The organism is Enterobacter dykesii (genome assembly GCF_008364625.2).
In the GTDB taxonomy this organism is placed as follows: domain Bacteria; phylum Pseudomonadota; class Gammaproteobacteria; order Enterobacterales; family Enterobacteriaceae; genus Enterobacter; species Enterobacter dykesii.
Map to the genome: position 1 here is coordinate 1,447,587 of NZ_CP126604.1, position 26,819 is coordinate 1,474,405.

Here is a 26,819-nt window from a genome sequence, read left to right on the forward strand (position 1 = left end):
CCTTCGCCACTTAAATAAATTCGATTAATTTGATTTAAGGCAATGTGATGTCAATCCTTGTTCAAATCAGCGGTAAATAGAGCATAGACCAATTCTGGTAAGGGCGAATGTTGTGCTGTCGTGGCAGAGCGCCTCCCGCTATACTGCTGATAACTTGAAGGAAAAAGTGATCATTTCGCGGGGGATTTATGCTTCTCGAACGTGTGGAAATTGTCGGGTTTCGCGGTATTAACCGTCTGTCGCTGCAGCTGGAGCAGAACAACGTCCTGATTGGCGAGAATGCGTGGGGTAAGTCCAGCCTGCTGGATGCATTGACTCTACTGCTTTCGCCCGAAGACGATCTGTATCACTTCGTCCGCGACGATTTCTGGTTTCCGCCCGGTGACGTAACGGGGCGCGAGAAGCACCTGCATATCATCCTGACGTTCCGCGAATCCGAGCCCGGACGTCACCGCGTGCGTCGCTTCCGCCCGCTGTCACCCTGCTGGGTGCCGTGCGATGACGGTTTCCACCGGATTTTCTATCGGCTGGAAGGCGAGATGGCGGAGAACGAGGGGGTACTCACCCTGCGTGATTTTCTCGATGAGAAAGCCAACCCGATCCCGCTGGACAATATCGACGATCTGGCCCGCCATCTGATCCGCCTGACGCCGGTGTTACGCCTGCGCGATGCGCGCTTTATGCGGCGTATTCGTAACGGTACCGTACCGAATATGCCGGAAGTGGAAGTCACCGCCCGCGAGCTGGATTTCCTGGCCAGAGAGCTGGTGTCGCGTCCGCAGAATCTTACTGATGGCCAAATTCGTCAGGGGTTGTCCGCAATGGTACAGCTTCTGGAGCACTATTTTTCCGAGCAGGGAACCTCGGAGTCGCGCCACCGTCTGATGCGTCGCCGCTCTCATGATGAGCAGCGAAGCTGGCGTTACCTCGACATCATTAACCGAATGATCGACCGGCCCGGCGGTCGTACCCATCGGGTGATTCTGCTGGGGCTGTTTTCAACGCTTCTGCAGGCCAAAGGCACCGTTCGTCTTGATCGGGACGCCCGGCCGCTGCTGCTGGTGGAAGACCCGGAAACGCGCCTGCATCCCATCATGCTCTCCGTGGCATGGCATCTGCTGAATCTGCTGCCGCTCCAGCGCATTACGACCACCAATTCCGGAGAATTATTATCGCTGACGCCGGTAGAACACGTCTGTCGCCTGGTGCGTGAATCCTCCCGCGTCTCCGCTTTCCGGCTTGGGCCGGGCGGTTTGAATGCGGAAGACGGGCGGCGCATCGCGTTTCATATTCGCTTTAACCGGGCGTCGTCGCTCTTTGCCCGCTGCTGGCTGCTGGTGGAGGGGGAAACGGAAACCTGGGTTATCAACGAGCTGGCGCGCCAGTGCGGCCACCATTTTGATGCGGAAGGCATTAAGGTGATCGAATTCGCCCAGTCGGGATTAAAGCCGCTGATAAAATTCGCCCGCCGGATGGGGATCGAGTGGCACGTGCTGGTAGACGGTGATGAGGCGGGCAAAAAATATGCTTCGACCGTGCGGAGCCTGCTGAACAACGAGCGCGAGGAAGAGCGCGACCATTTAACCATGCTGCCCGCGATGGACATGGAGCACTTTATGTATCGTCAGGGGTTCGACGACGTCTTCCACCGAATTGCCATGGTGCCGGTCGATGTCCCGATGAACATGCGGCGCGTAATCGCCAAAGCCATTCATCGTTCGTCAAAACCGGATTTAGCCATTGAAGTGGCGACGGAAGCGGGGAGGCGGGGCGTGGAGGCGGTGCCGACCCTGCTGCGGAAGATGTTCTCCCGCGTGCTGTGGCTGGCACGCGGGAAAGCGGATTAGCCTTGGGTCGCCTGTTTCACCTGCTGAATCAGGCTATCCAGCAGCTCGTAGCGGCGGCGATATTCGGAACGTTTTTTGCTGGCGATCTCTTCCATTGGTTTACGCGGCATGACGAGCGGCAGCATAAAGTTACCGCTGTCCTGCTTTTCACCGCCGAGGGAGATCCAGAAACTGTCGTAATCGGCCAGCAGTTTGCCCTCTTTTTTCTTGCGGTAGCGCCAGCTGCGATAAATGTGCGTATCGTTACTGACGGCAACAATTTGCTCTACCGGGAACGCGGCGCCGAGGGTCATGGCGGCCTCGACCAGCAGACGTTTCGGGAACAGACCGTGGCAGGCTTTCGTCGCACCCTGGATCAGCTCATGAGGAACATGCGCTTTTGCGCCCTGCAAACCGCCAATGAACAGCGTTGATTTTCCCTCAAACTGGCATAGCGTAAAGGTCATCTCCGCCAGCGCCGTATTTTGACCGTCACGGAAAACGAGGGTTGCTTCTCCCTCTTTGTCCATAAACGCGTCGGCGCACAGACGAACGGTAAATTGCTGTTCATCTTTTCCGGTTAAGGTCAGCAGAGTCACGCCCTGCTTTGAAAGGTAACCCTTTGTCAGCGTCGCCGGCAGCTGGCGACACATCATCTTGTAGTGCCAGGACAGCGATTCCAGCGCACGCTGTCGATCCATATTGACCGTCAGCCACGGACGATGAAGGCGGCAGGGCAGCCCCGGCTGAACCTGGAGCATTTGCATCAGGTGCGGATGCCTGGCAAGCTCAGAAAGCAGACGCGCGGTGCTGAGCGGTGTCGCCAGTGAACGCAGCATGAACTTACGTCGGTAGGCGGTGTTTTCCCATGCCAGCCCGGGTGCGATCTCACCGAAAGCCAGGTTTTTGAAGAGCTGCCAGCCGGATTTTGGCTGCGGCAGGTTTGAAAGTGATGTATCGACGATAGAAGACATGGTAGATCCTGATCCTTTTGGAATATCGCTATTTCAACAGGGGGAATGTCAACGTCTCGTAAACAAATTAGGGCGATTTCGGAGAACAGGGGTTTCGTTGAAGAGTCGTTTAGATAGAATCAACATTTATAATTGCCAGAACATTTATTTGGAATATTTATGAACCTCAAGGGAAAACGCAGAACGTGGTTTCTGCTGCTGGCGGTCGCGGTTTTAGCCGGTGGGTACTGGCTATGGCAGGTGCTGAATGCGCCGGTGCCACAGTATCAGACGCTGATTGTTCGCCCGGGCGAACTGCAGCAAAACGTCCTCGCGACGGGCAAGCTTGACGCGCTGCGCAAGGTTGACGTCGGCGCTCAGGTCAGCGGCCAGCTGAAAACGCTGTCGGTTGAGATTGGCGACAAGGTGAAAAAAGGTCAGCTGCTCGGCGTGATCGATCCTGAGCAGGCTGAGAACCAGATCCGCGAGGTGGAAGCCACGCTGATGGAGCTGCGCGCGCAGCGTGCGCAGGCGCTGGCAGAGCGTAACCTGGCCCAGGTGACGCTGACTCGTCAGCAGGCGCTGGCCAAAACCCAGGCTATTTCAAAACAGGATTTAGATACTGCCACCACCGAACTGGCGGTGAAACAGGCGCAAATTGGCACAATTGACGCGCAAATCAAACGCAACCAGGCCTCGCTGGATACGGCCAAAACTAACCTCGATTACACCAAAATCGTCGCGCCGATGGCGGGCGAAGTGACCCAGATCACTACGCTGCAGGGCCAGACGGTGATTGCCGCGCAGCAGGCGCCAAACATTCTGACGCTGGCGGACATGAGCACTATGCTGGTCAAAGCCCAGGTTTCAGAGGCGGATGTGATCCATCTTAAGCCGGGACAGAACGCCTGGTTTACGGTGCTGGGAGACCCGCAAACGCGCTACGAAGGCGTGCTGAAGGACATTCTGCCGACGCCGGAGAAAGTTAACGACGCTATTTTTTACTATGCCCGCTTTGAGGTACCAAACCCGCAGGGCGTGCTGCGTCTGGACATGACCGCACAGGTGCATATCCAGCTGACCGGCGTGAAGAACGTGCTGACCATTCCGCTCTCTGCGCTCGGCGAGTCCGCCGGGGAGAGCCGTTATAAAGTGAAAGTGCTGCGCAACGGCGAAACGCGCGAGCGCGAGGTCGTTATCGGCGCGCGCAACGACACCGACGTGGTGGTGGTGAAAGGGCTGGAAGAGGGCGAGGAGGTTGTTGTCAGCGAAAGCCTGCCCGGAGCCGCTAAATGACGTCGCTGCTTGAGCTGAATAACATTCGTCGCAGCTATCCTTCTGGCGACGGTCCGGTGGAGGTGCTGAAGGGCATCTCCCTGCGCGTGGAAGCGGGCGAGATGGTAGCGATTGTCGGGGCATCGGGGTCCGGTAAATCGACGCTGATGAACATTCTCGGCTGCCTGGATAAGCCGACCAGCGGGACCTATCGCGTGGCCGGGATGGATGTCTCCACGCTGAACGGCGACGCGCTGGCGAAGCTGCGCCGGGAACATTTCGGCTTTATCTTCCAGCGTTACCATCTGCTTTCTCACCTTAATGCGGCGCAGAACGTGGAAGTGCCTGCGGTCTATGCGGGCGTTGAGCGGAAAAAGCGCCTTGAGCGCGCGCAGATGCTGCTGACGCGTCTGGGACTGGCGGAGCGGGTGGAGTACCAGCCCTCGCAGCTTTCCGGCGGCCAGCAGCAGCGCGTGAGTATTGCCCGTGCCCTGATGAACGGCGGGCAGGTGATCCTCGCGGATGAACCGACCGGCGCGCTCGACAGCCATTCCGGCGAAGAGGTGATGGCGATCCTGCACCAGCTTCGCGATCTGGGCCACACGGTCATCATTGTTACCCACGATCCGCAGGTGGCGGCGCAGGCGGAACGCATTATTGAGATCCACGACGGCGAGCTGGTCAGCAACCCGCCGCCGCGTGAGTCCAGGGCTGCGGCGCCGAAAGAAGCGCTGCCGGCATCAACCGGCTGGGGACAGTTTTCCAGCGGCTTTCGCGAGGCGCTGACCATGGCGTGGCTGGCGATGGCGGCCAACAAAATGCGCACTCTGCTGACGATGCTCGGCATCATTATCGGGATCGCCTCGGTGGTGTCGATCGTGGTGGTGGGCGACGCGGCCAAGCAGCTGGTGCTGGCGGATATCCGCGCTATCGGCACCAATACCATTGACGTCTATCCCGGCAAAGACTTTGGCGACGACGAGCCGCAGTATCAGCAGGCGCTGAAGTACGACGATCTGGCGGCGATTCAGAAGCAGCCGTGGGTAAACTCCGCCACGCCTGCGGTTTCGCAGAACCTGCGTCTGCGCGTGGGCAACGTTGACGTGGCCGCCAGCGCTAACGGCGTGAGCGGAGACTACTTCAACGTCTACGGCATGACCTTCAGCGAAGGTGCCACCTTCAACGCCGAGCAGCTGGCGGGCAGGGCGCAGGTGGTGGTGCTGGACGCAAACTCGCGCAGGCAGCTTTTCCCAAATAAAGCCCACGTGGTGGGCGAAGTGATTCTGGTCGGCAACATGCCTGCCACGGTCATCGGCGTGGCGGAAGAGAAGCAGTCGATGTTCGGCAGCAGCAAGATCCTGCGCGTCTGGCTGCCCTACACCACCATCTCAGGGCGGATTATGGGGCAGTCATGGCTCAACTCCATCACCGTACGCGTGAAGGAGGGCTACGACAGCGCGCTGGCCGAACAGCAGCTTGAGCGGCTGTTAACCCTGCGTCACGGGAAGAAAGATTTCTTCACCTGGAATATGGACGGCCTCTTGAAAACGGCGGAAAAGACCACACGTACTCTTCAGCTGTTCCTCACGCTGGTGGCGGTGATCTCGCTGGTCGTCGGCGGTATCGGGGTGATGAATATCATGCTGGTGTCGGTCACCGAGCGTACCCGGGAGATCGGCATCCGCATGGCGGTCGGGGCCAGGGCCAGCGACGTGCTGCAGCAGTTTTTGATTGAAGCGGTACTGGTGTGTCTGGTCGGCGGGGCGATGGGCATTGCGCTCTCGATGATGATCGCGTTTGCGCTCCAGCTCTTTTTACCCGGCTGGGAGATTGGCTTCTCGCCGGTTGCCATTATCACCGCCTTTTTGTGTTCGACCTTTACCGGCATTTTGTTTGGCTGGTTGCCCGCCCGCAACGCGGCGCGGCTGGATCCGGTGGACGCGCTGGCTCGGGAATAACTCGAAAATAAAAATGCCAGCCGATCGGGCTGGCATTTTGACTGCGGGATGTACACAATAAAACAGAGAGCTATGCAACCGTCTCTGCTTCAACGGGTACGATTAGGCTGGCATGATTGCCTTTTGGTCCCTGATGTACATCGAACCGGACGGACTGCCCGGCTTTGAGCGTTCTGTAACCATCCATCTGAATGGTGGAATAGTGAGCGAAGATATCCTCGCCGCCGCCTTCGGGGCAGATGAAGCCAAACCCTTTGGCGTTGTTGAACCACTTAACAGTACCCATTTCCATGCTTCGACATCCTTCGTAAATCTTATAAGTTAAGATGGAATGAACCGGTGGTGGAGTGGGGGCTGTTCAAAACCTCGCCATCTCACGCTTGTACAATTTAGAGAAACGAAAGAAGTCGTCAAGCGTTTGGCGCTGGAGATGGGACAATAATCAACCAAAGTTTGAAGCAGTTAACGCTATTGCAACAGTTTGTGACAGACATCGCGGATGACAGTAATAGATGATTGTTATCTAACATCTGAGGTAGATTCAAAGTGGTTATGCATAATGGGTAAGACCAACGATTGGCTGGATTTCGACCAGCTGGCGGAAGACAAAGTGCGCGATGCGCTAAAACCGCCATCTATGTATAAAGTTATGTTAATGAACGATGATTACACGCCGATGGAATTTGTTATTGACGTGCTACAAAAGTTCTTTTCTTATGATGTAGAACGTGCAACGCAACTGATGCTTACCGTTCATTATCGTGGCAAAGCTATCTGCGGCATCTTCACAGCCGAAGTGGCGGAAACCAAAGTGGCGATGGTGAACGACTATGCGAGGGAGAACGAGCATCCGTTGCTGTGTACGCTGGAAAAGGCCTGATAAGGCATAAAATTGGGGGAGGTGCCTATGCTCAATCAAGAACTGGAACTCAGTTTAAACATGGCTTTCGCCAGAGCGCGTGAGCACCGACATGAGTTTATGACCGTCGAGCATTTACTGCTCGCACTGCTTAGCAACCCATCTGCCCGCGAAGCGCTGGAAGCCTGCTCCGTGGATCTGGTGGCGCTACGTCAGGAACTCGAAGCCTTCATCGAACAAACCACACCGGTGCTGCCAGCCAGTGAAGAAGAGCGCGACACGCAGCCGACGCTCAGCTTCCAGCGCGTGCTGCAGCGCGCGGTATTCCACGTCCAGTCTTCCGGGCGTAGCGAAGTGACTGGCGCAAACGTCTTAGTCGCCATCTTCAGCGAGCAGGAGTCACAGGCTGCCTACCTGCTGCGCAAACACGAAGTCAGCCGCCTCGACGTGGTTAACTTTATTTCTCACGGAACGCGCAAAGACGAGCCTAACCAGGCATCGGATTCCAGCAATCAGGTCAATAACAATGAAGAGCAAGCAGGCGGGGAGGATCGTATGGAAAACTTCACCACCAACCTTAACCAGCTTGCTCGCGTTGGCGGTATCGACCCGCTGATTGGTCGCGATAAAGAGCTGGAGCGCGCGATCCAGGTGCTGTGCCGTCGCCGCAAGAACAACCCGCTGCTGGTGGGCGAGTCAGGCGTGGGTAAAACCGCGATTGCTGAAGGGCTTGCCTGGCGCATTGTGCAGGGCGACGTGCCGGAAGTGATTGCCGACTGCACCATCTACTCGCTGGATATCGGCTCGCTGCTGGCGGGCACCAAATACCGCGGTGATTTTGAAAAACGCTTCAAGGCGCTGTTGAAACAGCTGGAGCAGGACACCAACAGCATCCTGTTTATCGATGAGATCCACACCATCATCGGCGCAGGTGCGGCCTCCGGTGGGCAGGTGGACGCTGCAAACCTGATCAAACCGCTGCTCTCCAGCGGCAAGATCCGCGTGATTGGCTCCACGACCTACCAGGAGTTCAGCAACATCTTTGAGAAAGACCGTGCGCTGGCGCGTCGCTTCCAGAAAATCGACGTGACCGAACCGTCCGTCGAGGAAACGGTGCAGATCATCAACGGCCTGAAGCCGAAGTACGAAGCGCACCACGACGTGCGTTACACCGCGAAAGCGGTACGTGCGGCGGTGGAGCTGGCGGTGAAATACATCAATGACCGTCATCTGCCGGATAAGGCGATTGACGTGATTGATGAGGCAGGGGCGCGTGCGCGCCTGATGCCGGCCAGCAAGCGTAAGAAAACCGTTAACGTGGCGGATATTGAGTCCGTGGTGGCCCGCATCGCGCGTATTCCTGAGAAGAGCGTTTCTCAGAGCGACCGCGACACGCTGCGCACCCTCGGCAATCGCCTGAAAATGCTGGTCTTTGGTCAGGATAAAGCCATTGAGGCCTTAACCGAAGCGATCAAGATGGCCCGCGCCGGGCTGGGGCATGACCACAAGCCTGTCGGTTCCTTCCTGTTCGCTGGCCCAACCGGCGTGGGGAAAACCGAGGTGACGGTTCAGCTCTCCAAAGCGCTGGGCATTGAGCTGCTGCGCTTTGATATGTCCGAGTATATGGAGCGTCACACTGTCAGCCGTTTGATTGGTGCGCCTCCGGGCTACGTGGGCTTTGACCAGGGCGGCCTGCTCACCGACGCGGTGATCAAGCATCCGCACGCGGTTCTGCTGCTCGATGAAATCGAGAAGGCGCACCCGGACGTGTTCAACATCCTGCTGCAGGTGATGGACAACGGGACGCTGACCGACAACAACGGGCGCAAGGCGGACTTCCGCAACGTGGTGCTGGTGATGACCACCAACGCCGGGGTGCGTGAAACCGAGCGTAAATCCATCGGCCTGATCCACCAGGATAACAGCACCGATGCGATGGAGGAGATCAAGAAGATCTTCACGCCGGAGTTCCGTAACCGTCTGGACAACATTATCTGGTTCGATCACCTGTCTACCGAGGTGATCCATCAGGTTGTGGACAAGTTCATCGTCGAGCTGCAGGTTCAGCTGGATCAGAAAGGCGTGTCGCTGGAAGTGAGCCAGGAGGCTCGCAACTGGCTGGCCGAGAAAGGCTATGACCGCGCGATGGGGGCCCGTCCGATGGCGCGCGTGATTCAGGACAACCTGAAGAAACCGCTGGCGAACGAGCTGCTGTTTGGCTCGCTGGTTGACGGCGGTCAGGTGACCGTGGCGCTGGATCAGGCGAAGAACGAACTGACGTACGATTTCCAGAGTGCGGCGAAGCACAAGCCGGAAGCGGCTCACTGAGTTATAAGGTAAAAGCAAAACGGCAACTTCGGTTGCCGTTTTTTTTGTTTTCTCCCTCTCCCTGTGGGAGAGGGCCGGGGTGAGGGCATCAGGTCGCAGAGGAATTTTGCGAGGCGCTTTCCAGTTTCTGTCGAAGTCAGTTGCTGGATAAATCCACAGTAATAAAATGGCGGCGCACCTGCAAAATCAGGTGCCGGGATTGGCGTCCTGAAAGTGTGTGCACAGACAATCTTGCGTGCATAAAGGATCACATATGACTGATATTAATAGCTTCGCCCAACTCTACACCGAACTCTCCCTCAACCCCGATCTTCCAACCCTGGCCGAGCGCTGCAACCTGCTCACCGAAATCCTGCTCGACTGTCATTCGCTCCCACAAACGCAGCCCGTATGTCGTTGCCTCGGGGCTTATCTGGAAGAGGTGAAATCCGGCCTTACAGAATCCATGCGTGATTTTCAGGTGGTGGAATTTGAGAACGAAGCGGAACAGCTGCGACAAAAAGAGTGGTTGCTTGAAGATACAGAAACGAAATGCGACTACTGCCGGGCGTTAAACCACATACTGCTGGTATCGCATTTTGACCGCGATATGTTGCCGCACCTCACGGGATTACTCCACGACATGGCTCATTCTATGGCAGGGGATTTAATCGCTCCTGTACAACCGTGGATGACAATACATCTTCCGACGCAGCAACACTAAAGCCATAAATAAAAAAGGCCGGGATTATCCCGACCTTTTAAATATTCATCTGCCATTACAGGCGAAAACAATTAGCGACTACGGAAGACAATGCGGCCTTTGCTCAGGTCGTACGGGGTCAGTTCAACAGTCACTTTGTCGCCCGTCAAAATGCGGATGTAGTTTTTGCGCATTTTACCGGAGATGTGCGCAGTTACCACGTGACCGTTTTCCAGCTCTACGCGAAACATGGTATTAGGCAACGTATCAAGTACGGTACCCTGCATTTCAATATTGTCTTCTTTGGCCATCTAATCCTCTGGGGTATCACTACCAAGTTTTGAACCGGCAAGATAATGCCGAAATTCATCAATTAAGTAAAGAATTGCGCGATTAAAACGCAGCAAAACAGTTTCGGCGCATTGCCCAAGCGTCACGGTACAACCGAACAGGAAGCGCATTCGTAAAGGGGAGACAACAGGATAAACGTCAGGACGTTATCTGAAGCGAGGGTCCCAAACGGCGGCGGGGCAACAGGCAGAAGCTACTCTGCGGCATAATTATAACACCCTCACAAAAAATATGCGGAAAACATTTAGGCATTGGGCATAAAGAGCGTTCTCGGTATCCAGAAGTCGCGCGGGAGCTTCTCCTGACGGCTGGCATCCAGTTGTTCGATGTACTGGCGTCGCGGGATTTCAACAGCCCCCAGGGAGGCCGTGTGCTCGTTGAGCACCTGACAATCGATCAGGCGTCCGCCGCGCTGGGCAAACGCCTCGCAGAAGACCAGCAGCGCGGTTTTCGAGGCGTTAACCGCGCGAGAGAACATCGACTCGCCGCAAAACAGCGTGCCTTGCGCCACGCCGTACATGCCGCCGACGAGTGCTCCGCCTTCCCACACCTCAATGGAGTGGGCGTACCCAAGTTCATGAAGCTGGTGGTAGGCAGTGATGATATCGCTGGTTATCCATGTCCCTTCATAGCGGTCTTCAGCGCAGCCTTCAATGACCTGACCAAAAGCGTGGTTGAGGGTGACGCGGTAGGGTGATTTCGCATGGAAACGCTTCATGCTGCGGCTCACGTGAAACTGCGCTGGCCACAGCACGGCACGCGGATCGGGGGACCACCATAAAATCGGATCGCCGGGGGAAAACCAGGGGAAGATACCGCGCTGGTACGCCATTAAAAGCCGTGCGGGACTGAGGTCACCGCCGAGGGCCAGCAGCCCGTTGGGCTCACGCAGCGCCCCTTCCGGAGAAGGGAACGCGATGTTATGACGAGAAAGCTGGACCAGGCGCATGACAGCAAAACTCCAGTACGCGAGTAAGGACGCTACAAATATAGTCTACAGACGCTGTTTAAACTGGTAGTAGCGACCCTGTTTGGCCAACAGCTCTGCGTGACTACCTTGCTCAATAATGTGTCCGTTGTCCATCACAATTATCCGATCAAAACTCGCCAGTCCGCGCAGGCGGTGTGTGACCATCAGCACGGTTTTGCCGGTCATGACATTCGCCAGTAAATCAAGGATTTGGCTCTCGGTTGTGGCATCCAGCCCTTCGGTGGGTTCGTCGAGCAGCATCAGCGGCGCATCGTGCAGCAGCGCGCGCGCGATTGCGAGACGGCGCAGCTCACCGCCGGAGAGCTGACGGCCGCCTTCGCCCAGCCAGCTGTTCAGTCCGTCGTCCTCAAGCAGTTTTTGCAGTCCGACCTGCTCCAGCACGGCGCGAAGCGCATCATCAGAGGCCTCTGGCGCGGCCAGCAGCAGGTTATCGCGCAGGGTGGCGCTAAACAGATGCACGCGCTGCGGAACGACGCTCACCGTCTTGCGCAGGGTCTGCTCGCTGAAATCGGTCAGCAACGTGTTATTAAAACGAATTTTGCCGCGCTGCGGATCCCAGGCGCGGGTCAGCAACTGCAGCAGCGTCGATTTACCGCAGCCGGTACGGCCGAGGATCGCCATCCGCTGACCTGCACTAACAGAAAGGTTGATACCGTCCAGCGCGTTCTGCGCCTGTTTGTCATAGGCGAAGGTGACATCTTCAAGCGTCAGCGCAACCTGCTCTGGTACCGCAGTTTGCCCGGCACTGAACGTGACTTCAGGCTCCTGTTCGGCAATCTGCGTGATGCGCAGGGCAGAGGCGATCACCTGACCAAGATGCTGGAAGGCGCCCGTCACCGGGGCCAGCGCTTCAAACGCCGCCAGCGCGCAGAAGACGAACAGGGCAATAAGAGGACCCGGCTGCGTATTACCGCCAACATCGCCTGAAGCCAGCCACAGCATAGCAATCACCGCCACGCCGCCGATTAACATCATCAGCGCCTGAGAAAAGGCCGTCAGCTCCGACTGGCGGCGCTGGGCCTCATGCCAGTTAAGCTCCGTACTTTCCATCCGCGCGCGATAGCGCTTGCTGGCGCCAAAAATCGTCAGCTCTGCCTGCCCCTGAAGCCAGGAGGTCAGCTGCTGACGGTAGTCCCCGCGCAGCCGCGTCAGGTTTTCCCCGGTGGATTTCCCGGCGCGGTAAAACAGCGGCGGCAGAATGATGAGCGTCAGCAGCATGATCCCGCCCAGCGTCAGCGCAACGGAAGCATCCAGAAAAGACAGCCCCAGCGTGACCACCACAATCACCACAAACGCGCCCACGATCGGGGAAATCACGCGCAGGTAAAGGTGATCCAGCGTGTCGACATCCGCAACAACACGGTTAAGTAACTCACCCTGACGAAAACGCGCCAGCCCGGCAGGGGAGAGGGGCAGCAGTTTGCTGAAGGTGTAGATGCGCAGGTGCTGCAGCACGCGGAAAGTAGCGTCGTGGCTGACAAGACGTTCGAAATAGCGTCCGGCTGTACGGGTGATGGCGGTACCGCGAACGCCGGCAGCCGGGAGCATATAGTTGAAGCTGTATAAACCGGCAAAGCCCGCGACGGCCGAAGCCGACAGGAACCAGCCGGAAAGCGTGAGCAGGCCAATGCTGGCGAGCAGCGTGACAATCGCCAACACAATCCCCAGCGTCAGCATCCATTTGTGGCGTTTATAGAGCGCAAGATAAGGCAGCAAAGCACGCATCAGATATCCTCCTGACGGTTCGCCAGTAGGGCGGCAAACGGTCCCTGGGCGGCAACGAGAGAGGCGTAATCGCCTTGCTCAACAATACGGCCGTTCTCCATGACCCAGATCTGGTCCCAGTCGGCAATCCCTTCCAGCTGGTGGGTGACCATCAGGGTGGTTTGCTGCCGGGAGGCGGCGTTCAGGGCCTCCATTACGCGCTGTTCGCTGTGGGCATCCAGGCTGGCGGCAGGCTCATCCAGTAGCATCAGATGGCATGGGTTAAGCAGCGCGCGTGCCACGGCTACGCGCTGCGCCTGTCCGACCGACAGCCCGGCGGACTGATCGCCGACCACGGTATCTACCCCCTGCGGGAGCAGCGGCAGAAACTCGCTGACCCAGGCGCGGTCGAGCACCGATTGCAGTTCATCGTCACGCGCATCCGGGCGCGCCAGCAGGACGTTTTCACGCAGCGTAGCGGCGGGAAGCTGCGGGTTCTGGCCCACCCAGCTGAGCTGTTTACGCCAGGCGTCTGGATCGAGGTTGCGCAGTTCGGTTTTGTTGATCCGCAGTGAACCCGTGTAGGCCATAAAGCCGGATAGCGCATTCAGCAGAGAGCTTTTCCCGGAACCGCTGGTGCCGACGAGCACCACGCGTTGTCTCGCAGGTAAGGTAAAGTTCAGCGGACCGGCGAGCACTTTGCCTTCGGGCGACAGAATGGAAAAGTCCTGCGCTTCAATGGACACCGGATCTTTCGCATTCAGCGTTACGTCACCGCGCTCCGGGTGGGCCAGCGGCGTTTCCAGGAACGTTTTCAGGCTATCGGCTGCACCAACCGCCTGCGCTTTGGCGTGATAGAAGGTTCCCAGATCGCGAAGCGGCTGGAAAAACTCCGGGGCCAGGATCAGCGCCAGGAATCCGGCTGAAAGGGTCACCGCCGTGCCGTAATGGCCGAAATCCAGCGCGCCAAGATAGGAGAAGCCAAAGTAGACCGCCACGAGGGCAATCGACAGCGAGGTAAAGAATTCCAGTACGCCGGAAGACAGGAAGGCGAGGCGTAACACTTCCATGGTGCGCTGACGGAAGTCCTGTGATGCCTGGCGAATGTTTTCGGTTTCTGCTTCACCGCGGCCAAAAATGCGTAACGTCTCCATGCCGCGAAGACGATCGAGGAAATGGCCGCTAAGGCGACCCAATGCCAGGAAGTTACGGCGGTTGGCATCCGCTGCCCCCATGCCGACCAGCGCCATAAACAGCGGGATCAGCGGGGCGGTGCCCATCAGAATCAGCGCAGCCATCCAGTTCACAGGGAAGATGGCGATCACGATCAGCAGCGGAACGAAGACGGCAAGGGCCATTTGCGGCAGATAGCGCGCATAGTAGTCGTGCATATCGTCAATCTGCTCAAGGATCAGCGTCGCCCAGCTACCGGCCGGTTTACCCTGGATCCACGCGGGCCCGGCTTCCTGAAGGCGATCCAGCACCTGACGGCGGATCTCGTAGCGGATATGCTGTCCGGCGTGAAAACCGACGCGCTCACGCAGCCACACCACCCAGGCGCGCAGGATAAAAATCAGGATCAGGACAATAAAGGGCAGCAACAGCGCTTCGCGCGGGATGTTCTCCATGATCATATGATTAAGAATGCGGGCCAGCAGCCATGCCTGGGCAACAATCAACAGGCCGCTAACGAACCCCAGGAGACGGGAAATCGTAAGCCAGCGGCGGGAAATAACGCTTTGCTGTTTCAGCCAGCGTGTTAACTCTTGTTGACGGGTTTTTTCCATTGCGTACTTTGCAGGTGACGTTATTAGAAGTTGGGCAGCGCAATGTTACAACGGGGAGACAATAAAGGCGACTTATCGCCGCCTTTATTTACGTTTGTTACTGACTTGTAAAGATTATTTACCTTGTTCAGCCAGTCCATCAAGGTAGCGTTCAGCGTCCAGCGCGGCCATACAACCGGTACCCGCAGAAGTAATCGCCTGACGATAAATATGGTCCATCACGTCGCCAGCCGCGAACACGCCAGGGATGCTGGTCTGGGTCGCATTACCGTGAATGCCGGACTGCACTTTGATGTAGCCGTTTTCCAGCTCCAGCTGACCGTCGAAGATCGCGGTGTTCGGGCTGTGACCGATCGCCACAAACAGACCCGCCACTTCCAGCGTTTCGACGTTATCGGTGTTCTGGGTATCACGGATACGCAGGCCGGCAACGCCCATCTGGTCGCCCGTCACTTCTTCCAGGGTACGGTTAGTGTGCAACACGATGTTGCCGCTTGCCACTTTATCCATCAGACGCTTGATCAGGATCTTCTCCGCGCGGAAGGTTTCGCGACGGTGGATCAGGTGCACCTCAGAGGCAATGTTCGCCAGGTACAGCGCTTCTTCCACCGCGGTGTTGCCGCCGCCGATAACCGCGACTTTCTGGTTGCGATAAAAGAAACCATCACAGGTTGCGCAGGCAGAGACGCCGCGGCCTTTGAACGCTTCTTCGGATGGCAGACCAAGGTAACGGGCAGAAGCGCCGGTGGCAACGATCAGCGCGTCACAGGTGTATTCGCCGCTGTCGCCCGTCAGGCGGAACGGACGGTTCTGCAGATCGACCTTATTGATGTGGTCGAACAGAATTTCGGTTTCGAATTTAGCGGCATGCTCGTGCATGCGCTCCATCAGCAGCGGCCCGGTCAGGTCGTTCGGGTCCCCTGGCCAGTTTTCCACTTCGGTGGTGGTGGTCAGCTGACCGCCTTTTTCCATACCGGTGATGAGTACCGGGTGCAGGTTAGCGCGTGCAGCATAGACCGCTGCGGTATATCCCGCAGGTCCAGAACCAAGGATTAGCAGCTTACTGTGTTTGGCCGTGCCCATGAGATCCCCATTATTGTTGGCAGACATTTGGCTGGATTGTAGGGAATTTGTTGTCGTAAAAAAAGAGCGCAGCAATTTTGATATCAATCTGTGTAATAGTCACGGACGATGAATGGCGCGCTATAACATCACGCTTTCGCCTGAAAACCGGTCGTTTGTAAGGCAATAAAATGAGGATTAATACCCTGCCGTAATGAATATCCGGCATGTTGTACTAAAAAACGATGTTTTGCTTTGACAATCCCCTGCGCTTTTGCGAAAACATTCAAGGAAGAAAAAAAACCGCGTTAACCGTATGCCGCATAGGCATGCACGTAAATGCCATTTTTACCGGGTCAGTGAAATCTACGCATGGCGTGGACAGACGCCATACGTGATGTCGGTGACTGCCTTCGGGCAACGGTCTTCTTACCAACAGAACCCGAATCCGCATCGCGTCTAATACATAATCAGGCGATGTGATGACTAACGGGTACAGGCTCTGAACAGTGATGTGCACAGGGTCCAGGCAGGAGTAGGGAAGGAATACAGAGAGACAATAATAATGGTAGATAGCAAGAAGCGCCCTGGCAAAGATCTCGACCGTATCGATCGTAACATTCTTAATGAATTGCAAAAGGATGGGCGTATTTCCAACGTCGAGCTTTCAAAACGTGTGGGACTTTCCCCGACGCCGTGCCTTGAGCGTGTGCGCCGACTGGAAAGACAGGGTTTCATTCAGGGCTATACAGCTCTGCTGAACCCGCATTATCTGGATGCCTCACTTCTGGTATTTGTTGAGATTACTCTGAATCGTGGTGCGCCGGATGTGTTTGAGCAATTTAACGCCGCTGTACAAAAACTTGAAGAAATTCAAGAGTGTCACCTGGTGTCCGGTGATTTCGACTACCTGTTGAAAACCCGTGTGCCTGATATGTCCGCCTACCGTAAGCTGCTGGGTGAAACCCTGCTGCGTCTGCCAGGCGTGAACGACACCCGTACTTATGTGGTGATGGAAGAGGTCAAACAGAGCAATCGTCTGGTTATTAAGACGCGCTAACACGGAACAGGTGCAAAATCAGCGTAGTTTGATTACACTCCTGTTAATCCATACAGCAACAGTGCCGGGGAGTCCCGGCGCTGTTGTCCGTTTTAGCAAAAAGGCAGGATATGCCTGATACCTGGAGAGCCTTTTTTGAGCCAGGAATACACTGAAGACAAAGAAGTCACACTATCGAAGCTAAGCAGCGGACGTCGTCTCCTCGAGGCTTTGCTGATTGTTATTGCCCTTTTCGCCGTCTGGCTGATGGCAGCCTTACTCAGTTTCAACCCCTCAGATCCCAGCTGGTCACAAACTGCATGGCATGAGCCTATCCATAATTTAGGCGGTGTCCCCGGTGCCTGGCTTGCGGACACGCTGTTCTTCATTTTCGGTGTGATGGCCTACACCCTTCCCGTCATTATTATTGGCGGATGCTGGTTTGCGTGGCGTCATCGTCAGAACGATGATTACATCGACTATTTTGCCGTGTCGCTGCGCCTGATTGGCGCACTGGCGCTGATCCTCACCTCGTGCGGGCTAGCGGCGATAAATGCGGATGATATCTGGTACTTCGCCTCTGGCGGGGTGATCGGCAGCTTACTCAGTTCTGCGCTGCAGCCGATGCTGCACAGCAGCGGCGGTACGCTGGCGCTGCTGTGCATCTGGGCGGCTGGGTTGACGCTGTTTACCGGCTGGTCCTGGGTGAGCATTGCCGAGAAAATTGGCAGTTTTATCCTCACCATTCTGACCTTCGCCAGCAACCGTACCCGCCGTGACGATACGTGGGTTGATGAAGACGAGTACGAAGATGAAGAGGAAGACGACGCGCCTGTGCAGCGTCGCGAGTCTCGTCGTGCGCGTATTCTGCGCGGCGCGCTGGCACGTCGCCAGCGTGTTGCTGAGAAATTTGCCAACCCGCTGGGTCGTAAAACCGATGCGGCGCTCTTCTCCGGTAAACGCATGGATGAAGACGAGCAGGTTGCGTATCGCGCTGCAGGTGTCGCCGTCGATCCTGACGATGTGCTCTTCTCCGGCAGCCGTGCCACGCCGGGTGACTTCGACGAATACGATCCGCTGTTAAACGGCCATTCGGTTACCGAGCCGGTTGCAGCCGCCGCAGCCGCGACGACCGCTGCGCAGGCGTATGCCGCGCCTGTCGACGCCGTGACGCCATCCGCGCCGGTTTCGCCGCCGGAATCCGTTATCCAGCAGCCTCAGGTTGACTGGCAGACTGCGCCAGGCGTTCACACGCCGGAGCCGGTTATCGCGCCTGAACCTGAAAGCTACATCCCTGTGCAGCAGGAGCAGTGGCAGCAGCCTTATCAGCCGCCGCAGCCTGCGTATGAACCGCAAGATTATCCGCACTATGAACAGCCTGTGGCCCAACCTTATCAGGAGTATGTGCCTGAGTCGGTTGAACCTGTGCAGCCTTATGTAGAGCCGCAGCCTGAACCTGAAATCGTGGAAGAGGTAAAACCCTCTCGTCCACCAATGTACTATTTTGAAGAAGTCGAAGAGCGTCGTGCGCGTGAACGTGAACAGCTGGCCGCATGGTACCAGCCTGTGCCTGAACCGGTGCAGGAGCCAGTGACGAAAGCGCCTTCTGTTTCTGTTCCACCGGTCGACCCGACGCCTGCTGTTGCACCCGTAGCAGAAAGCGTGAAGCAGGCTACCGCGGCTGCTGCCGTGGCTGCACCTGTCTTTAGCCTGGCAACAGGGAGCGCGCCACGTCCTCAGGTGAAGGAGGGGATTGGCCCGCAACTGCCTCGCCCTAATCGCGTTCGCGTTCCAACCCGCCGTGAGCTTGCCTCTTATGGCATCAAGCTGCCTTCCCAGCGTATGGCCGAAGAGAAAGCGCGCGAGCCTGAGTACGAAGATGACGCCGATGAAATGCAGCAGGACGAGCTGGCCCGTCAGTTCGCCGTGCAGCAGAATCAACGCTACGGTGAAGAATATCAGCACGATGAACCGGTGCTGGAAGACGAAGAGGACGCGGCTGAAGCCGAATTGGCGCGCCAGTTTGCCGCCACCCAGCAGCAGCGCTATTCCGGTGAACAACCGGCTGGTGCAAATCCGTTCTCGCTGTCTGATTTTGAATTCTCACCGATGAAGGATCTGGTGGATGATGGCCCGAGCGAGCCTTTATTTACCCCGAGCGTGATGCCGGAAGCAGAGCCTGTGCGCCAGCAGCCAGCACCACAGGCCTACTCGCAGCCGCAACAACCTGTTCAGCAGCCGTATGCGCAGCCGCATCAATCTGTTCAGCAGCCACCACAGCCGCCGCAGTTCCAGCAGCCTGCGCCTCAGCCGCAGGAAAGTCTGATTCACCCGCTGCTGATGCGTAACGGTGACAGCCGTCCGCTGCAGCGTCCAAGCACGCCGCTGCCGTCTCTGGATCTGTTAACGCCGCCGCCGTCAGAAGTGGAACCGGTTGATACCTTCGCGCTGGAGCAGATGGCGCGTCTGGTGGAAGCGCGTCTGGCTGACTTCCGCATCAAGGCAGACGTGGTGAACTACTCGCCGGGTCCTGTTATCACACGATTTGAACTGAACCTGGCGCCTGGCGTTAAAGCCGCGCGTATTTCCAACCTGTCCCGTGACCTGGCGCGTTCTCTGTCGACCGTTGCGGTACGTGTGGTGGAAGTAATACCGGGCAAACCGTACGTTGGCCTTGAGCTGCCGAACAAGAAACGTCAGACCGTCTACCTGCGTGAAGTGCTGGATAACACCAAATTCCGCGATAACCCCTCTCCGCTGACGGTGGTGCTGGGTAAAGATATCGCTGGCGATCCGGTCGTTGCGGATCTTGCCAAAATGCCTCACCTGCTGGTAGCGGGTACTACCGGTTCCGGTAAGTCTGTCGGTGTGAACGCCATGATCCTCAGCATGCTCTATAAAGCGCAGCCGGAAGATGTGCGTTTCATCATGATCGACCCGAAAATGCTCGAACTTTCGGTCTACGAAGGCATCCCGCATCTGCTGACCGAAGTGGTCACCGATATGAAGGACGCCGCCAACGCTCTGCGCTGGAGCGTCAATGAGATGGAACGCCGCTACAAGCTGATGTCTGCGTTAGGCGTGCGTAACCTGGCCGGTTATAACGAGAAAATCGCCCAGGCGATGCGCATGGGGCGTCCGATCCCGGATCCTTACTGGAAGCCGGGTGACAGCATGGATGCCCAGCATCCGGTGCTGGAAAAACTGCCTTATATCGTCGTGCTGGTCGATGAATTCGCTGACCTGATGATGACCGTCGGTAAGAAAGTTGAAGAGCTGATTGCCCGTCTGGCGCAGAAAGCGCGTGCGGCCGGTATTCACCTTGTGCTCGCGACCCAGCGTCCTTCCGTGGACGTTATCACTGGTCTTATCAAAGCGAACATCCCGACGCGTATCGCCTTTACCGTATCCAGTAAAATTGACTCCCGTACCATTCTTGACCAGGGCGGCGCAGAGTCGCTGCTGGGTATGGGTGATATGCTCTATTCAGGCCCGAACTCTACCTCTCCGGTGCGTGTCCACGGTGCGTTCGTCCGCGATGAGGAAGTACACGCCGTCGTGCAGGACTGGAAGGCGCGCGGTCGTCCGCAATACGTTGACGGTATTACCAGCGATACGGAAAGCGAAGGCGGCGGCGGTGGCTTCGACGGCGGCGAAGAGCTGGATCCGTTATTCGATCAGGCGGTTAACTTCGTTACTGAAAAACGCAAAGCGTCCATCTCTGGCGTGCAGCGTCAGTTCCGAATTGGCTATAACCGCGCAGCGCGCATCATCGAGCAGATGGAAGCGCAGGGCATTGTGAGCGAGCAGGGGCATAACGGTAACCGCGAGGTGCTGGCGCCGCCGCCGTTTGATTAACCTTCAGCGATTGCAAAGAAGGGTAAATCAGCCAAAATTAAGCATTTTCTTCTGTCGCCTGCCTTCGGGCAGGTCCAGAATAGAAGACGGAAACCCCATATCGGGAAGACGTATTTTAAGGAATAACAATGAAAAAAATCGCCATCGCCTGTGCATTACTCACCAGTTTTGTCGCCAGCAGCGTCTGGGCTGATGCAGCCAGCGACCTTAAAAGCCGACTGGATAAAGTAAGCAGCTTCCACGCCAGCTTCACGCAAAAAGTGACGGACGGCAGCGGCAACGCGGTGCAGGAAGGTCAGGGAGATTTGTGGGTAAAACGCCCGAATCTGTTCAACTGGCACATGACCCAGCCGGATGAAAGCATCCTGGTGTCGGACGGCAAAACCTTATGGTTCTTCAACCCGTTCGTTGAGCAGGCAACGGCCACCTGGCTGAAAGATGCCACCAGCAATACGCCGTTTATGCTGATTGCCCGTAACCAGTCCAGCGACTGGCAGCAGTACAATATTAAACAGACGGGTGATGAGTTTGTCCTGACGCCGAAAGGCAGCAACGGCAACCTGAAGCAGTTCACCATTAACGTAAGCACCAACGGTACCATTAATCAGTTCGGCGCGGTTGAGCAGGACGATCAGCGCAGCAGCTACCAGCTCAAGTCTCAGCAGAACGGCGCCGTTGATGCATCGAAATTCACCTTTACCCCGCCGAAGGGCGTAACGGTGGACGACCAACGCAATAAGTAAGAGGCGTGAGTGGGCAATCTGTCGCTCGATTTTTCAGATAACGCGTTTCAACCTCTGGCCGCCCGTATGCGGCCAGAAAATTTAGCGCAGTACATCGGCCAGCAGCATCTGCTGGCTGCCGGTAAGCCATTGCCGCGCGCCATTGAGGCCGGGCATCTTCACTCCATGATCCTCTGGGGCCCCCCTGGCACCGGCAAGACCACGCTTGCAGAAGTGATCGCCCGCTATGCCAACGCGGACGTTGAACGTATCTCGGCGGTCACCTCCGGCGTGAAAGAGATCCGTGAGGCGATCGAGCGTGCGCGGCAGAACCGCAATGCCGGACGGCGCACCATCCTCTTCGTGGACGAAGTCCACCGCTTCAACAAGAGCCAGCAGGATGCCTTCCTGCCGCACATTGAAGACGGCACGATCTTCTTCATCGGCGCGACCACCGAAAACCCGTCGTTTGAACTGAACTCGGCGCTGCTTTCCCGCGCGCGCGTTTACCTGCTCAAATCGCTGACCACCGAGGATATCGAAAAGGTTCTCACCCAGGCGATGGACGACAAAGCGCGCGGCTACGGCGGGCAGGATATCGTTCTGCCTGACGACACGCGTCGTGCGATTGCCGAACTGGTTAACGGCGATGCGCGTCGGGCGCTGAACACGCTGGAAATGATGGCCGATATGGCCGAAGTCGACGATGCCGGGAAGCGTGTGCTGAAGCCGGAACTGCTCACCGAAATTGCCGGGGAGCGTAGCGCGCGGTTCGATAATAAAGGCGACCGTTTTTACGACCTGATCTCGGCGCTGCATAAGTCCGTGCGCGGCAGCGCGCCGGATGCGGCGCTTTACTGGTACGCGCGCATTATCACTGCGGGCGGCGATCCTTTATATGTCGCGCGTCGCTGTCTGGCGATTGCGTCAGAAGATGTCGGTAATGCCGATCCTCGCGCCATGCAGGTTGCACTGTCGGCCTGGGACTGCTTCACCCGCGTTGGACCCGCGGAAGGCGAACGTGCCATTGCGCAGGCGATTGTCTATCTGGCCTGTGCGCCGAAAAGCAATGCGGTTTATACCGCGTTCAAAGCGGCGATGTCCGACGCGCGCGAACGTCCGGACTACGACGTGCCGGTTCACCTGCGTAACGCGCCGACCAAACTGATGAAAGAGATGGGCTATGGGCAGGAGTATCGCTACGCTCACGACGAGCCCAATGCCTACGCCGCCGGGGAGGAATATTTCCCGCAGGAGATGGCACAAACGCGCTATTATCACCCCACAAACAGAGGTCTTGAAGGCAAGATTGGTGAAAAGCTCACCTGGCTCGCCGGACAGGATCAAAATAGCCCTATAAAACGCTACCGTTAGTTCAATCGTTGCGGTAATGTTGGCAATGTATCCTTGTGGCCGCAGGCTGTGGCCACATTTTCCTATTTTAATTCGATAAGCACAGGATAAGCATGCTCGATCCCAATCTGCTGCGTAATGAGCCAGACGCAGTCGCTGAAAAACTGGCACGCCGGGGCTTTAAGCTGGATGTAGATAAGCTGCGCGCTTTTGAAGAGCGTCGTAAAGTTCTGCAGGTACAAACTGAAAATCTGCAGGCAGAGCGTAACTCTCGATCGAAATCCATCGGCCAGGCGAAAGCGCGCGGGGAAGATATTGAGCCATTACGCCTGGAAGTGAACAAGCTGGGTGAAGAACTGGATCAGGCAAAAGCTGAGCTGGATGTTCTTCAGGCCGAGATTCGTGATATTGCCCTGGCTATCCCGAATATTCCTGACGACAGCGTGCCTGTTGGCAAAGATGAAAACGACAACGTTGAAGTGAAACGCTGGGGTACGCCTCGTGAGTTTGACTTCGAGGTGCGCGATCACGTGACGCTGGGCGAAATGCACGCGGGCCTGGACTTTGCGGCTGCGGTTAAGCTGACCGGCTCCCGTTTTGTGGTGATGAAAGGCCAGATTGCCAATCTGCACCGTGCGCTGGCGCAGTTCATGCTGGATCTGCACACCGAGCAGCATGGCTACAGCGAAACCTACGTGCCGTATCTGGTCAACCACGATACGCTGTACGGTACGGGCCAGCTGCCGAAATTTGCCGGCGATCTGTTCCATACCCGTCCGCTGGACGAGGAAGCAGACAGCAGCAACTACGCGCTGATCCCAACCGCGGAAGTGCCGCTGACTAACCTCGTGCGTGATGAGATCATCGATGAAGACGACCTGCCAATTAAGCTGACGGCACACTCTCCGTGCTTCCGTTCTGAAGCCGGTTCTTACGGTCGCGACACGCGCGGTCTGATCCGTATGCACCAGTTCGACAAGGTTGAGATGGTGCAGATCGTTCGTCCTGAAGAGTCCATGGACGCGCTGGAAGAGATGACCGGCCACGCGGAGAAAGTGCTGGAGCTGCTGGGTCTGCCGTACCGTCGTATGGCCCTGTGCACCGGTGATATGGGCTTTGGTGCCTGCAAAACCTTCGATCTGGAAGTGTGGGTGCCTGCGCAGAACACTTACCGCGAGATCTCCTCCTGCTCTAACGTCTGGGATTTCCAGGCGCGCCGCATGCAGGCTCGCTGCCGCAGCAAATCTGACAAGAAAACCCGTCTGGTGCATACCCTGAACGGTTCTGGTCTGGCTGTGGGTCGTACGCTGGTTGCCGTGCTGGAAAACTATCAGCAGGCAGACGGTCGTATTGAAATCCCTGAAGTGCTGCGTCCATACATGAAAGGCCAGCAGTACATCGGCTAATTCTTTGCCTCACAACAAAAAAGCGCCTCAGGGCGCTTTTTTTATGCCTTTGATTTGATACGACGCAATAACCCTTCCCTCTAAAGTAGTAATACTCCTCCGAATGAAAGTCAGAATAAAAATCTGATAACGAAAAAAATCGTTATATATAAAACTACATAGCGGTTTACGCCGCCTCTCTTTTCTTTGTGAGCAACCAAAGTGAGTCTCTATGAAAATCAACGCGCCTGAAGCATTAATGGCTGCCGAGGTCACTCGCCGTGGGTTGATGAAAACCACGGCAATAGGCGGCCTGGCCGTAGCCAGCAGCGCCTTCACGCTCCCTTTTACCCGACTGGCCTCAGCGGCGGATGCACTATCCCCAGCCTCAGTTCCGGAAAAAGTGGTGTGGAGTGCCTGTACCGTTAACTGCGGTAGCCGTTGTCCGCTACGTATGCATGTGGTGGATGGCGAAATTAAATATGTCGAAACCGACAATACCGGGGACGATAACTACGAAGGGTTACATCAGGTCCGTGCCTGCCTGCGTGGTCGCTCCATGCGTCGTCGCGTGTATAATCCGGACCGCCTGAAATATCCGATGAAGCGCGTCGGTAAGCGTGGGGAAGGGAAGTTCGAGCGGATTAGCTGGGATGAAGCCTACGACATCATTGCCACCAACATGCAGCGTTTGATTAAAGAGTACGGCAACGAATCCATCTACCTGAACTACGGTACCGGGACGCTTGGCGGCACGCTGACCCGCTCCTGGCCACCGGGTAAAACGCTGGTGGCACGCCTGATGAACTGCTGCGGCGGTTATCTCAATCACTACGGCGACTATTCCTCTGCGCAGATCGCAGCAGGACTGAACTACACCTACGGCGGCTGGGCTGATGGCAACAGCCCGTCCGATATTGAAAACAGTAAGCTGGTCGTGCTGTTCGGTAACAACCCGGGTGAAACCCGCATGAGCGGCGGTGGGGTAACTTACTACCTCGAACAGGCCCGCGCCAAATCCAATGCCCGCATGATCATCATCGATCCGCGCTATACCGACACCGGTGCCGGACGTGAAGACGAGTGGATCCCCATCCGTCCGGGGACCGATGCGGCGCTGGTCTCCGCGCTTGCGTGGGTAATGATCACAGAAAACCTCGTCGATCAGCCTTTCCTGGATAAATACTGCGTCGGCTATGACGAGAAAACCCTGCCGGCCAGCGCGCCTGCTAATGGTCACTACAAGGCGTATATTCTCGGGCAGGGCAATGACGGCGTGGCGAAAACGCCGCAGTGGGCATCCACCATCACCGGCATTCCGGCCGAGCGTATCGTTCAGCTGGCGCGTGAGATTGGCTCGGCCAAACCGGCCTACATCAGCCAGGGCTGGGGTCCGCAGCGTCATGCGAACGGCGAAATCGCGACCCGCGCCATCTCCATGCTCTCCATTCTGACCGGCAACGTCGGCATTCACGGCGGTAACACCGGCGCGCGTGAAGGCTCGTATGAAGTGCCGTTCGAACGCATGCCGACGCTGGATAACCCGGTTCAGACCAGCATCTCCATGTTTATGTGGACCGATGCGATTGAACGTGGTCCTGAAATGACCGCCCTGCGCGACGGCGTGCGCGGCAAGGACAAGCTGGACGTGCCGATCAAGATGATCTGGAACTATGCCGGTAACTGCCTCATCAACCAGCATTCAGAAATCAACCGCACCCACGAGATCCTCCAGGATGACAAGAAGTGCGAGATGATTGTGGTGATCGACTGCCACATGACCTCCTCGGCAAAATATGCCGATATCCTGCTGCCGGACTGCACCGCCTCTGAGCAGATGGATTTCGCGCTGGACGCCTCCTGCGGCAACATGTCCTACGTCATCTTTACTGACCAGGCCATCAAGCCGCGCTTCGAGTGCAAAACCATCTATGAGATGACCTCCGAGCTGGCGAAACGTCTTGGTGTTGAGCAGCAGTTTACCGAGGGACGCACTCAGGAAGGGTGGATGCGCCATCTGCATGAACTCTCCCGTAAGGCGATTCCTGACCTGCCGGACTTTGATACCTTCCGCAAGCAGGGGATGTACAAACAGCGCGATCCGGAAGGGCACCACGTGGCGTACAAAGCGTTCCGTGAAAATCCGCAGGCGAACCCGCTGACCACGCCATCGGGCAAAATCGAAATCTACTCCGAAGAGCTGGCAAAAATTGCGTCGACGTGGCAGCTGCCGGAAGGGGACGTTATCGATCCGCTGCCGATCTACACGCCAGGTTTTGAAAACTATAACGATCCGCTGACGGCGAAATTCCCGCTGCAGCTGACCGGTTTCCACTACAAAGCGCGCGTGCACTCCACCTACGGTAACGTCGACATACTGAAAGCCGCCTGCCGTCAGGATATGTGGATCAACCCGATGGATGCCAAAGCGCGCGGCATCAGCAATGGCGATCGCGTGCGTATCTTCAACGGTCGCGGCGAGGTCCACATCGAAGCCAAAGTGACGCCGCGCATGATGCCAGGCGTGGTGGCGCTGGGGGAAGGGGCCTGGTACAGCCCTGATGCCAACCGCATCGACCAGGCGGGCAGTATTAACGTACTGACCACGCAGCGTCCGTCGCCACTGGCGAAGGGCAACCCATCCCACACAAACCTTGTCCAGGTTGAAAAGGTTTAAGGAGTAGCC

The 26,819-nt window shown here is 56.9% G+C and carries 19 protein-coding genes; 12 read left to right on the forward strand and 7 right to left on the reverse strand.

Annotated features, from left to right (window positions below):
* Positions 1–188: 188 nt before the first annotated feature.
* Entirely contained in the window at positions 189–1,847 is a 1,659-nt protein-coding gene (locus tag F0320_RS06835; protein WP_029739481.1) for an ATP-dependent endonuclease, read from the forward strand.
* Here the strand turns inward: F0320_RS06835 and F0320_RS06840 are convergent.
* Positions 1,844–2,800, reverse strand: a complete 957-nt coding sequence (locus F0320_RS06840) for a VirK/YbjX family protein (protein ID WP_126328129.1) — start codon at positions 2,798–2,800, stop codon at positions 1,844–1,846. The genes F0320_RS06835 and F0320_RS06840 overlap by 4 nt on opposite strands.
* A 159-nt stretch (positions 2,801–2,959) precedes the next feature.
* Here F0320_RS06840 and macA point away from each other — a divergent pair, with 159 nt between their 5' ends.
* Complete coding sequence (macA, locus tag F0320_RS06845; RefSeq protein ID WP_126328130.1) at positions 2,960–4,075, forward strand: macrolide transporter subunit MacA; 1,116 nt, start codon at positions 2,960–2,962, stop codon at positions 4,073–4,075.
* Positions 4,072–6,012, forward strand: coding sequence for a macrolide ABC transporter ATP-binding protein/permease MacB (gene macB, locus F0320_RS06850; protein ID WP_126328131.1), 1,941 nt, complete (start codon positions 4,072–4,074; stop codon positions 6,010–6,012). The genes macA and macB overlap by 4 nt, the downstream gene beginning before the upstream one ends.
* Positions 6,013–6,082: 70 nt before the next feature.
* On the opposite strand, the gene cspD is transcribed toward macB, so the two are convergent.
* Positions 6,083–6,304 carry a cold shock-like protein CspD gene (gene cspD, locus F0320_RS06855; RefSeq protein ID WP_006809408.1) on the reverse strand — a complete coding sequence of 74 codons (222 nt, stop codon included), beginning with the start codon at positions 6,302–6,304 and terminating at the stop codon, positions 6,083–6,085.
* A 267-nt stretch (positions 6,305–6,571) separates the two neighbouring features.
* Here cspD and clpS point away from each other — a divergent pair, with 267 nt between their 5' ends.
* From clpS to F0320_RS06870, 3 genes are all read left to right on the forward strand, one after another.
* The gene (gene clpS / locus F0320_RS06860) at positions 6,572–6,892 is read left to right on the forward strand and encodes an ATP-dependent Clp protease adapter ClpS (protein WP_006174393.1); all 321 of its coding nucleotides are present in this window, start codon (positions 6,572–6,574) and stop codon (positions 6,890–6,892) included.
* Between the two features lie 27 nt (positions 6,893–6,919).
* Positions 6,920–9,199 carry an ATP-dependent Clp protease ATP-binding subunit ClpA gene (gene clpA, locus F0320_RS06865; RefSeq protein WP_008499992.1) on the forward strand — a complete coding sequence of 760 codons (2,280 nt, stop codon included), beginning with the start codon at positions 6,920–6,922 and terminating at the stop codon, positions 9,197–9,199.
* A gap of 253 nt (positions 9,200–9,452) precedes the next feature.
* Complete coding sequence (locus F0320_RS06870; protein ID WP_126328132.1) at positions 9,453–9,902, forward strand: hypothetical protein; 450 nt, start codon at positions 9,453–9,455, stop codon at positions 9,900–9,902.
* Positions 9,903–9,973: 71 nt separating this feature from the next.
* Here the strand turns inward: F0320_RS06870 and infA are convergent, their stop codons facing one another.
* From infA to trxB, 5 genes are all read right to left on the reverse strand, one after another.
* Positions 9,974–10,192: a translation initiation factor IF-1 gene (infA, locus tag F0320_RS06875; protein WP_002211347.1), complete on the reverse strand. Its 219-nt coding sequence runs from the start codon at positions 10,190–10,192 to the stop codon at positions 9,974–9,976.
* Positions 10,193–10,476: 284 nt separating this feature from the next.
* Positions 10,477–11,181 (reverse strand): leucyl/phenylalanyl-tRNA--protein transferase, encoded by a 705-nt coding sequence (gene aat / locus F0320_RS06880; RefSeq protein WP_047651318.1) that lies wholly within the window; start codon positions 11,179–11,181, stop codon positions 10,477–10,479.
* A 45-nt stretch (positions 11,182–11,226) separates the two neighbouring features.
* On the reverse strand, positions 11,227–12,948 hold the full coding sequence (cydC, locus tag F0320_RS06885) for a heme ABC transporter ATP-binding protein/permease CydC (protein ID WP_126328133.1): 1,722 nt from the start codon (positions 12,946–12,948) through the stop codon (positions 11,227–11,229).
* On the reverse strand, positions 12,948–14,714 hold the full coding sequence (cydD, locus tag F0320_RS06890) for a heme ABC transporter permease/ATP-binding protein CydD (RefSeq protein ID WP_126328134.1): 1,767 nt from the start codon (positions 14,712–14,714) through the stop codon (positions 12,948–12,950). The genes cydC and cydD overlap by 1 nt, the downstream gene beginning before the upstream one ends.
* A gap of 114 nt (positions 14,715–14,828) precedes the next feature.
* Entirely contained in the window at positions 14,829–15,797 is a 969-nt protein-coding gene (gene trxB, locus F0320_RS06895) for a thioredoxin-disulfide reductase (RefSeq protein ID WP_023616696.1), read from the reverse strand.
* Positions 15,798–16,341: 544 nt separating this feature from the next.
* Between trxB and lrp the strand changes: the two genes are divergently transcribed.
* The 6 genes from lrp to dmsA all read left to right on the forward strand — a co-directional run bounded on the left by lrp (position 16,342) and on the right by dmsA (position 26,810).
* Positions 16,342–16,836, forward strand: a complete 495-nt coding sequence (gene lrp / locus F0320_RS06900) for a leucine-responsive transcriptional regulator Lrp (RefSeq protein ID WP_000228469.1) — start codon at positions 16,342–16,344, stop codon at positions 16,834–16,836.
* A gap of 135 nt (positions 16,837–16,971) precedes the next feature.
* Positions 16,972–20,673: a DNA translocase FtsK 4TM domain-containing protein gene (locus F0320_RS06905; protein ID WP_126328136.1), complete on the forward strand. Its 3,702-nt coding sequence runs from the start codon at positions 16,972–16,974 to the stop codon at positions 20,671–20,673.
* A 128-nt stretch (positions 20,674–20,801) separates the two neighbouring features.
* Positions 20,802–21,416 (forward strand): outer membrane lipoprotein chaperone LolA, encoded by a 615-nt coding sequence (gene lolA / locus F0320_RS06910; RefSeq protein WP_028019257.1) that lies wholly within the window; start codon positions 20,802–20,804, stop codon positions 21,414–21,416.
* Between the two features lie 9 nt (positions 21,417–21,425).
* On the forward strand, positions 21,426–22,769 hold the full coding sequence (gene rarA, locus F0320_RS06915; RefSeq protein WP_126328137.1) for a replication-associated recombination protein RarA: 1,344 nt from the start codon (positions 21,426–21,428) through the stop codon (positions 22,767–22,769).
* A gap of 92 nt (positions 22,770–22,861) precedes the next feature.
* Positions 22,862–24,154, forward strand: a complete 1,293-nt coding sequence (serS, locus tag F0320_RS06920) for a serine--tRNA ligase (protein WP_126328138.1) — start codon at positions 22,862–22,864, stop codon at positions 24,152–24,154.
* A gap of 211 nt (positions 24,155–24,365) precedes the next feature.
* On the forward strand, positions 24,366–26,810 hold the full coding sequence (gene dmsA, locus F0320_RS06925; RefSeq protein ID WP_149323884.1) for a dimethylsulfoxide reductase subunit A: 2,445 nt from the start codon (positions 24,366–24,368) through the stop codon (positions 26,808–26,810).
* Positions 26,811–26,819: the final 9 nt, after the last annotated feature.

Bases quoted from the DNA above. Each gene is read 5' to 3' on its own strand.
- trxB (WP_023616696.1), bottom strand. From the start codon at position 15,797: ATGGGCACGGCCAAACACAGTAAGCTGCTAATCCTTGGTTCTGGACCT.
- infA (WP_002211347.1), bottom strand. From the start codon at position 10,192: ATGGCCAAAGAAGACAATATTGAAATGCAGGGTACCGTACTTGATACG.
- lolA (WP_028019257.1), top strand. From the start codon at position 20,802: ATGAAAAAAATCGCCATCGCCTGTGCATTACTCACCAGTTTTGTCGCC.
- F0320_RS06835 (WP_029739481.1), top strand. From the start codon at position 189: ATGCTTCTCGAACGTGTGGAAATTGTCGGGTTTCGCGGTATTAACCGT.
- cydD (WP_126328134.1), bottom strand. From the start codon at position 14,714: ATGGAAAAAACCCGTCAACAAGAGTTAACACGCTGGCTGAAACAGCAA.
- clpA (WP_008499992.1), top strand. From the start codon at position 6,920: ATGCTCAATCAAGAACTGGAACTCAGTTTAAACATGGCTTTCGCCAGA.
- cydC (WP_126328133.1), bottom strand. From the start codon at position 12,948: ATGCGTGCTTTGCTGCCTTATCTTGCGCTCTATAAACGCCACAAATGG.
- serS (WP_126328138.1), top strand. From the start codon at position 22,862: ATGCTCGATCCCAATCTGCTGCGTAATGAGCCAGACGCAGTCGCTGAA.
- F0320_RS06870 (WP_126328132.1), top strand. From the start codon at position 9,453: ATGACTGATATTAATAGCTTCGCCCAACTCTACACCGAACTCTCCCTC.
- cspD (WP_006809408.1), bottom strand. From the start codon at position 6,304: ATGGAAATGGGTACTGTTAAGTGGTTCAACAACGCCAAAGGGTTTGGC.
- dmsA (WP_149323884.1), top strand. From the start codon at position 24,366: ATGAAAATCAACGCGCCTGAAGCATTAATGGCTGCCGAGGTCACTCGC.
- macA (WP_126328130.1), top strand. From the start codon at position 2,960: ATGAACCTCAAGGGAAAACGCAGAACGTGGTTTCTGCTGCTGGCGGTC.
- clpS (WP_006174393.1), top strand. From the start codon at position 6,572: ATGGGTAAGACCAACGATTGGCTGGATTTCGACCAGCTGGCGGAAGAC.
- aat (WP_047651318.1), bottom strand. From the start codon at position 11,181: ATGCGCCTGGTCCAGCTTTCTCGTCATAACATCGCGTTCCCTTCTCCG.
- macB (WP_126328131.1), top strand. From the start codon at position 4,072: ATGACGTCGCTGCTTGAGCTGAATAACATTCGTCGCAGCTATCCTTCT.
- F0320_RS06840 (WP_126328129.1), bottom strand. From the start codon at position 2,800: ATGTCTTCTATCGTCGATACATCACTTTCAAACCTGCCGCAGCCAAAA.
- lrp (WP_000228469.1), top strand. From the start codon at position 16,342: ATGGTAGATAGCAAGAAGCGCCCTGGCAAAGATCTCGACCGTATCGAT.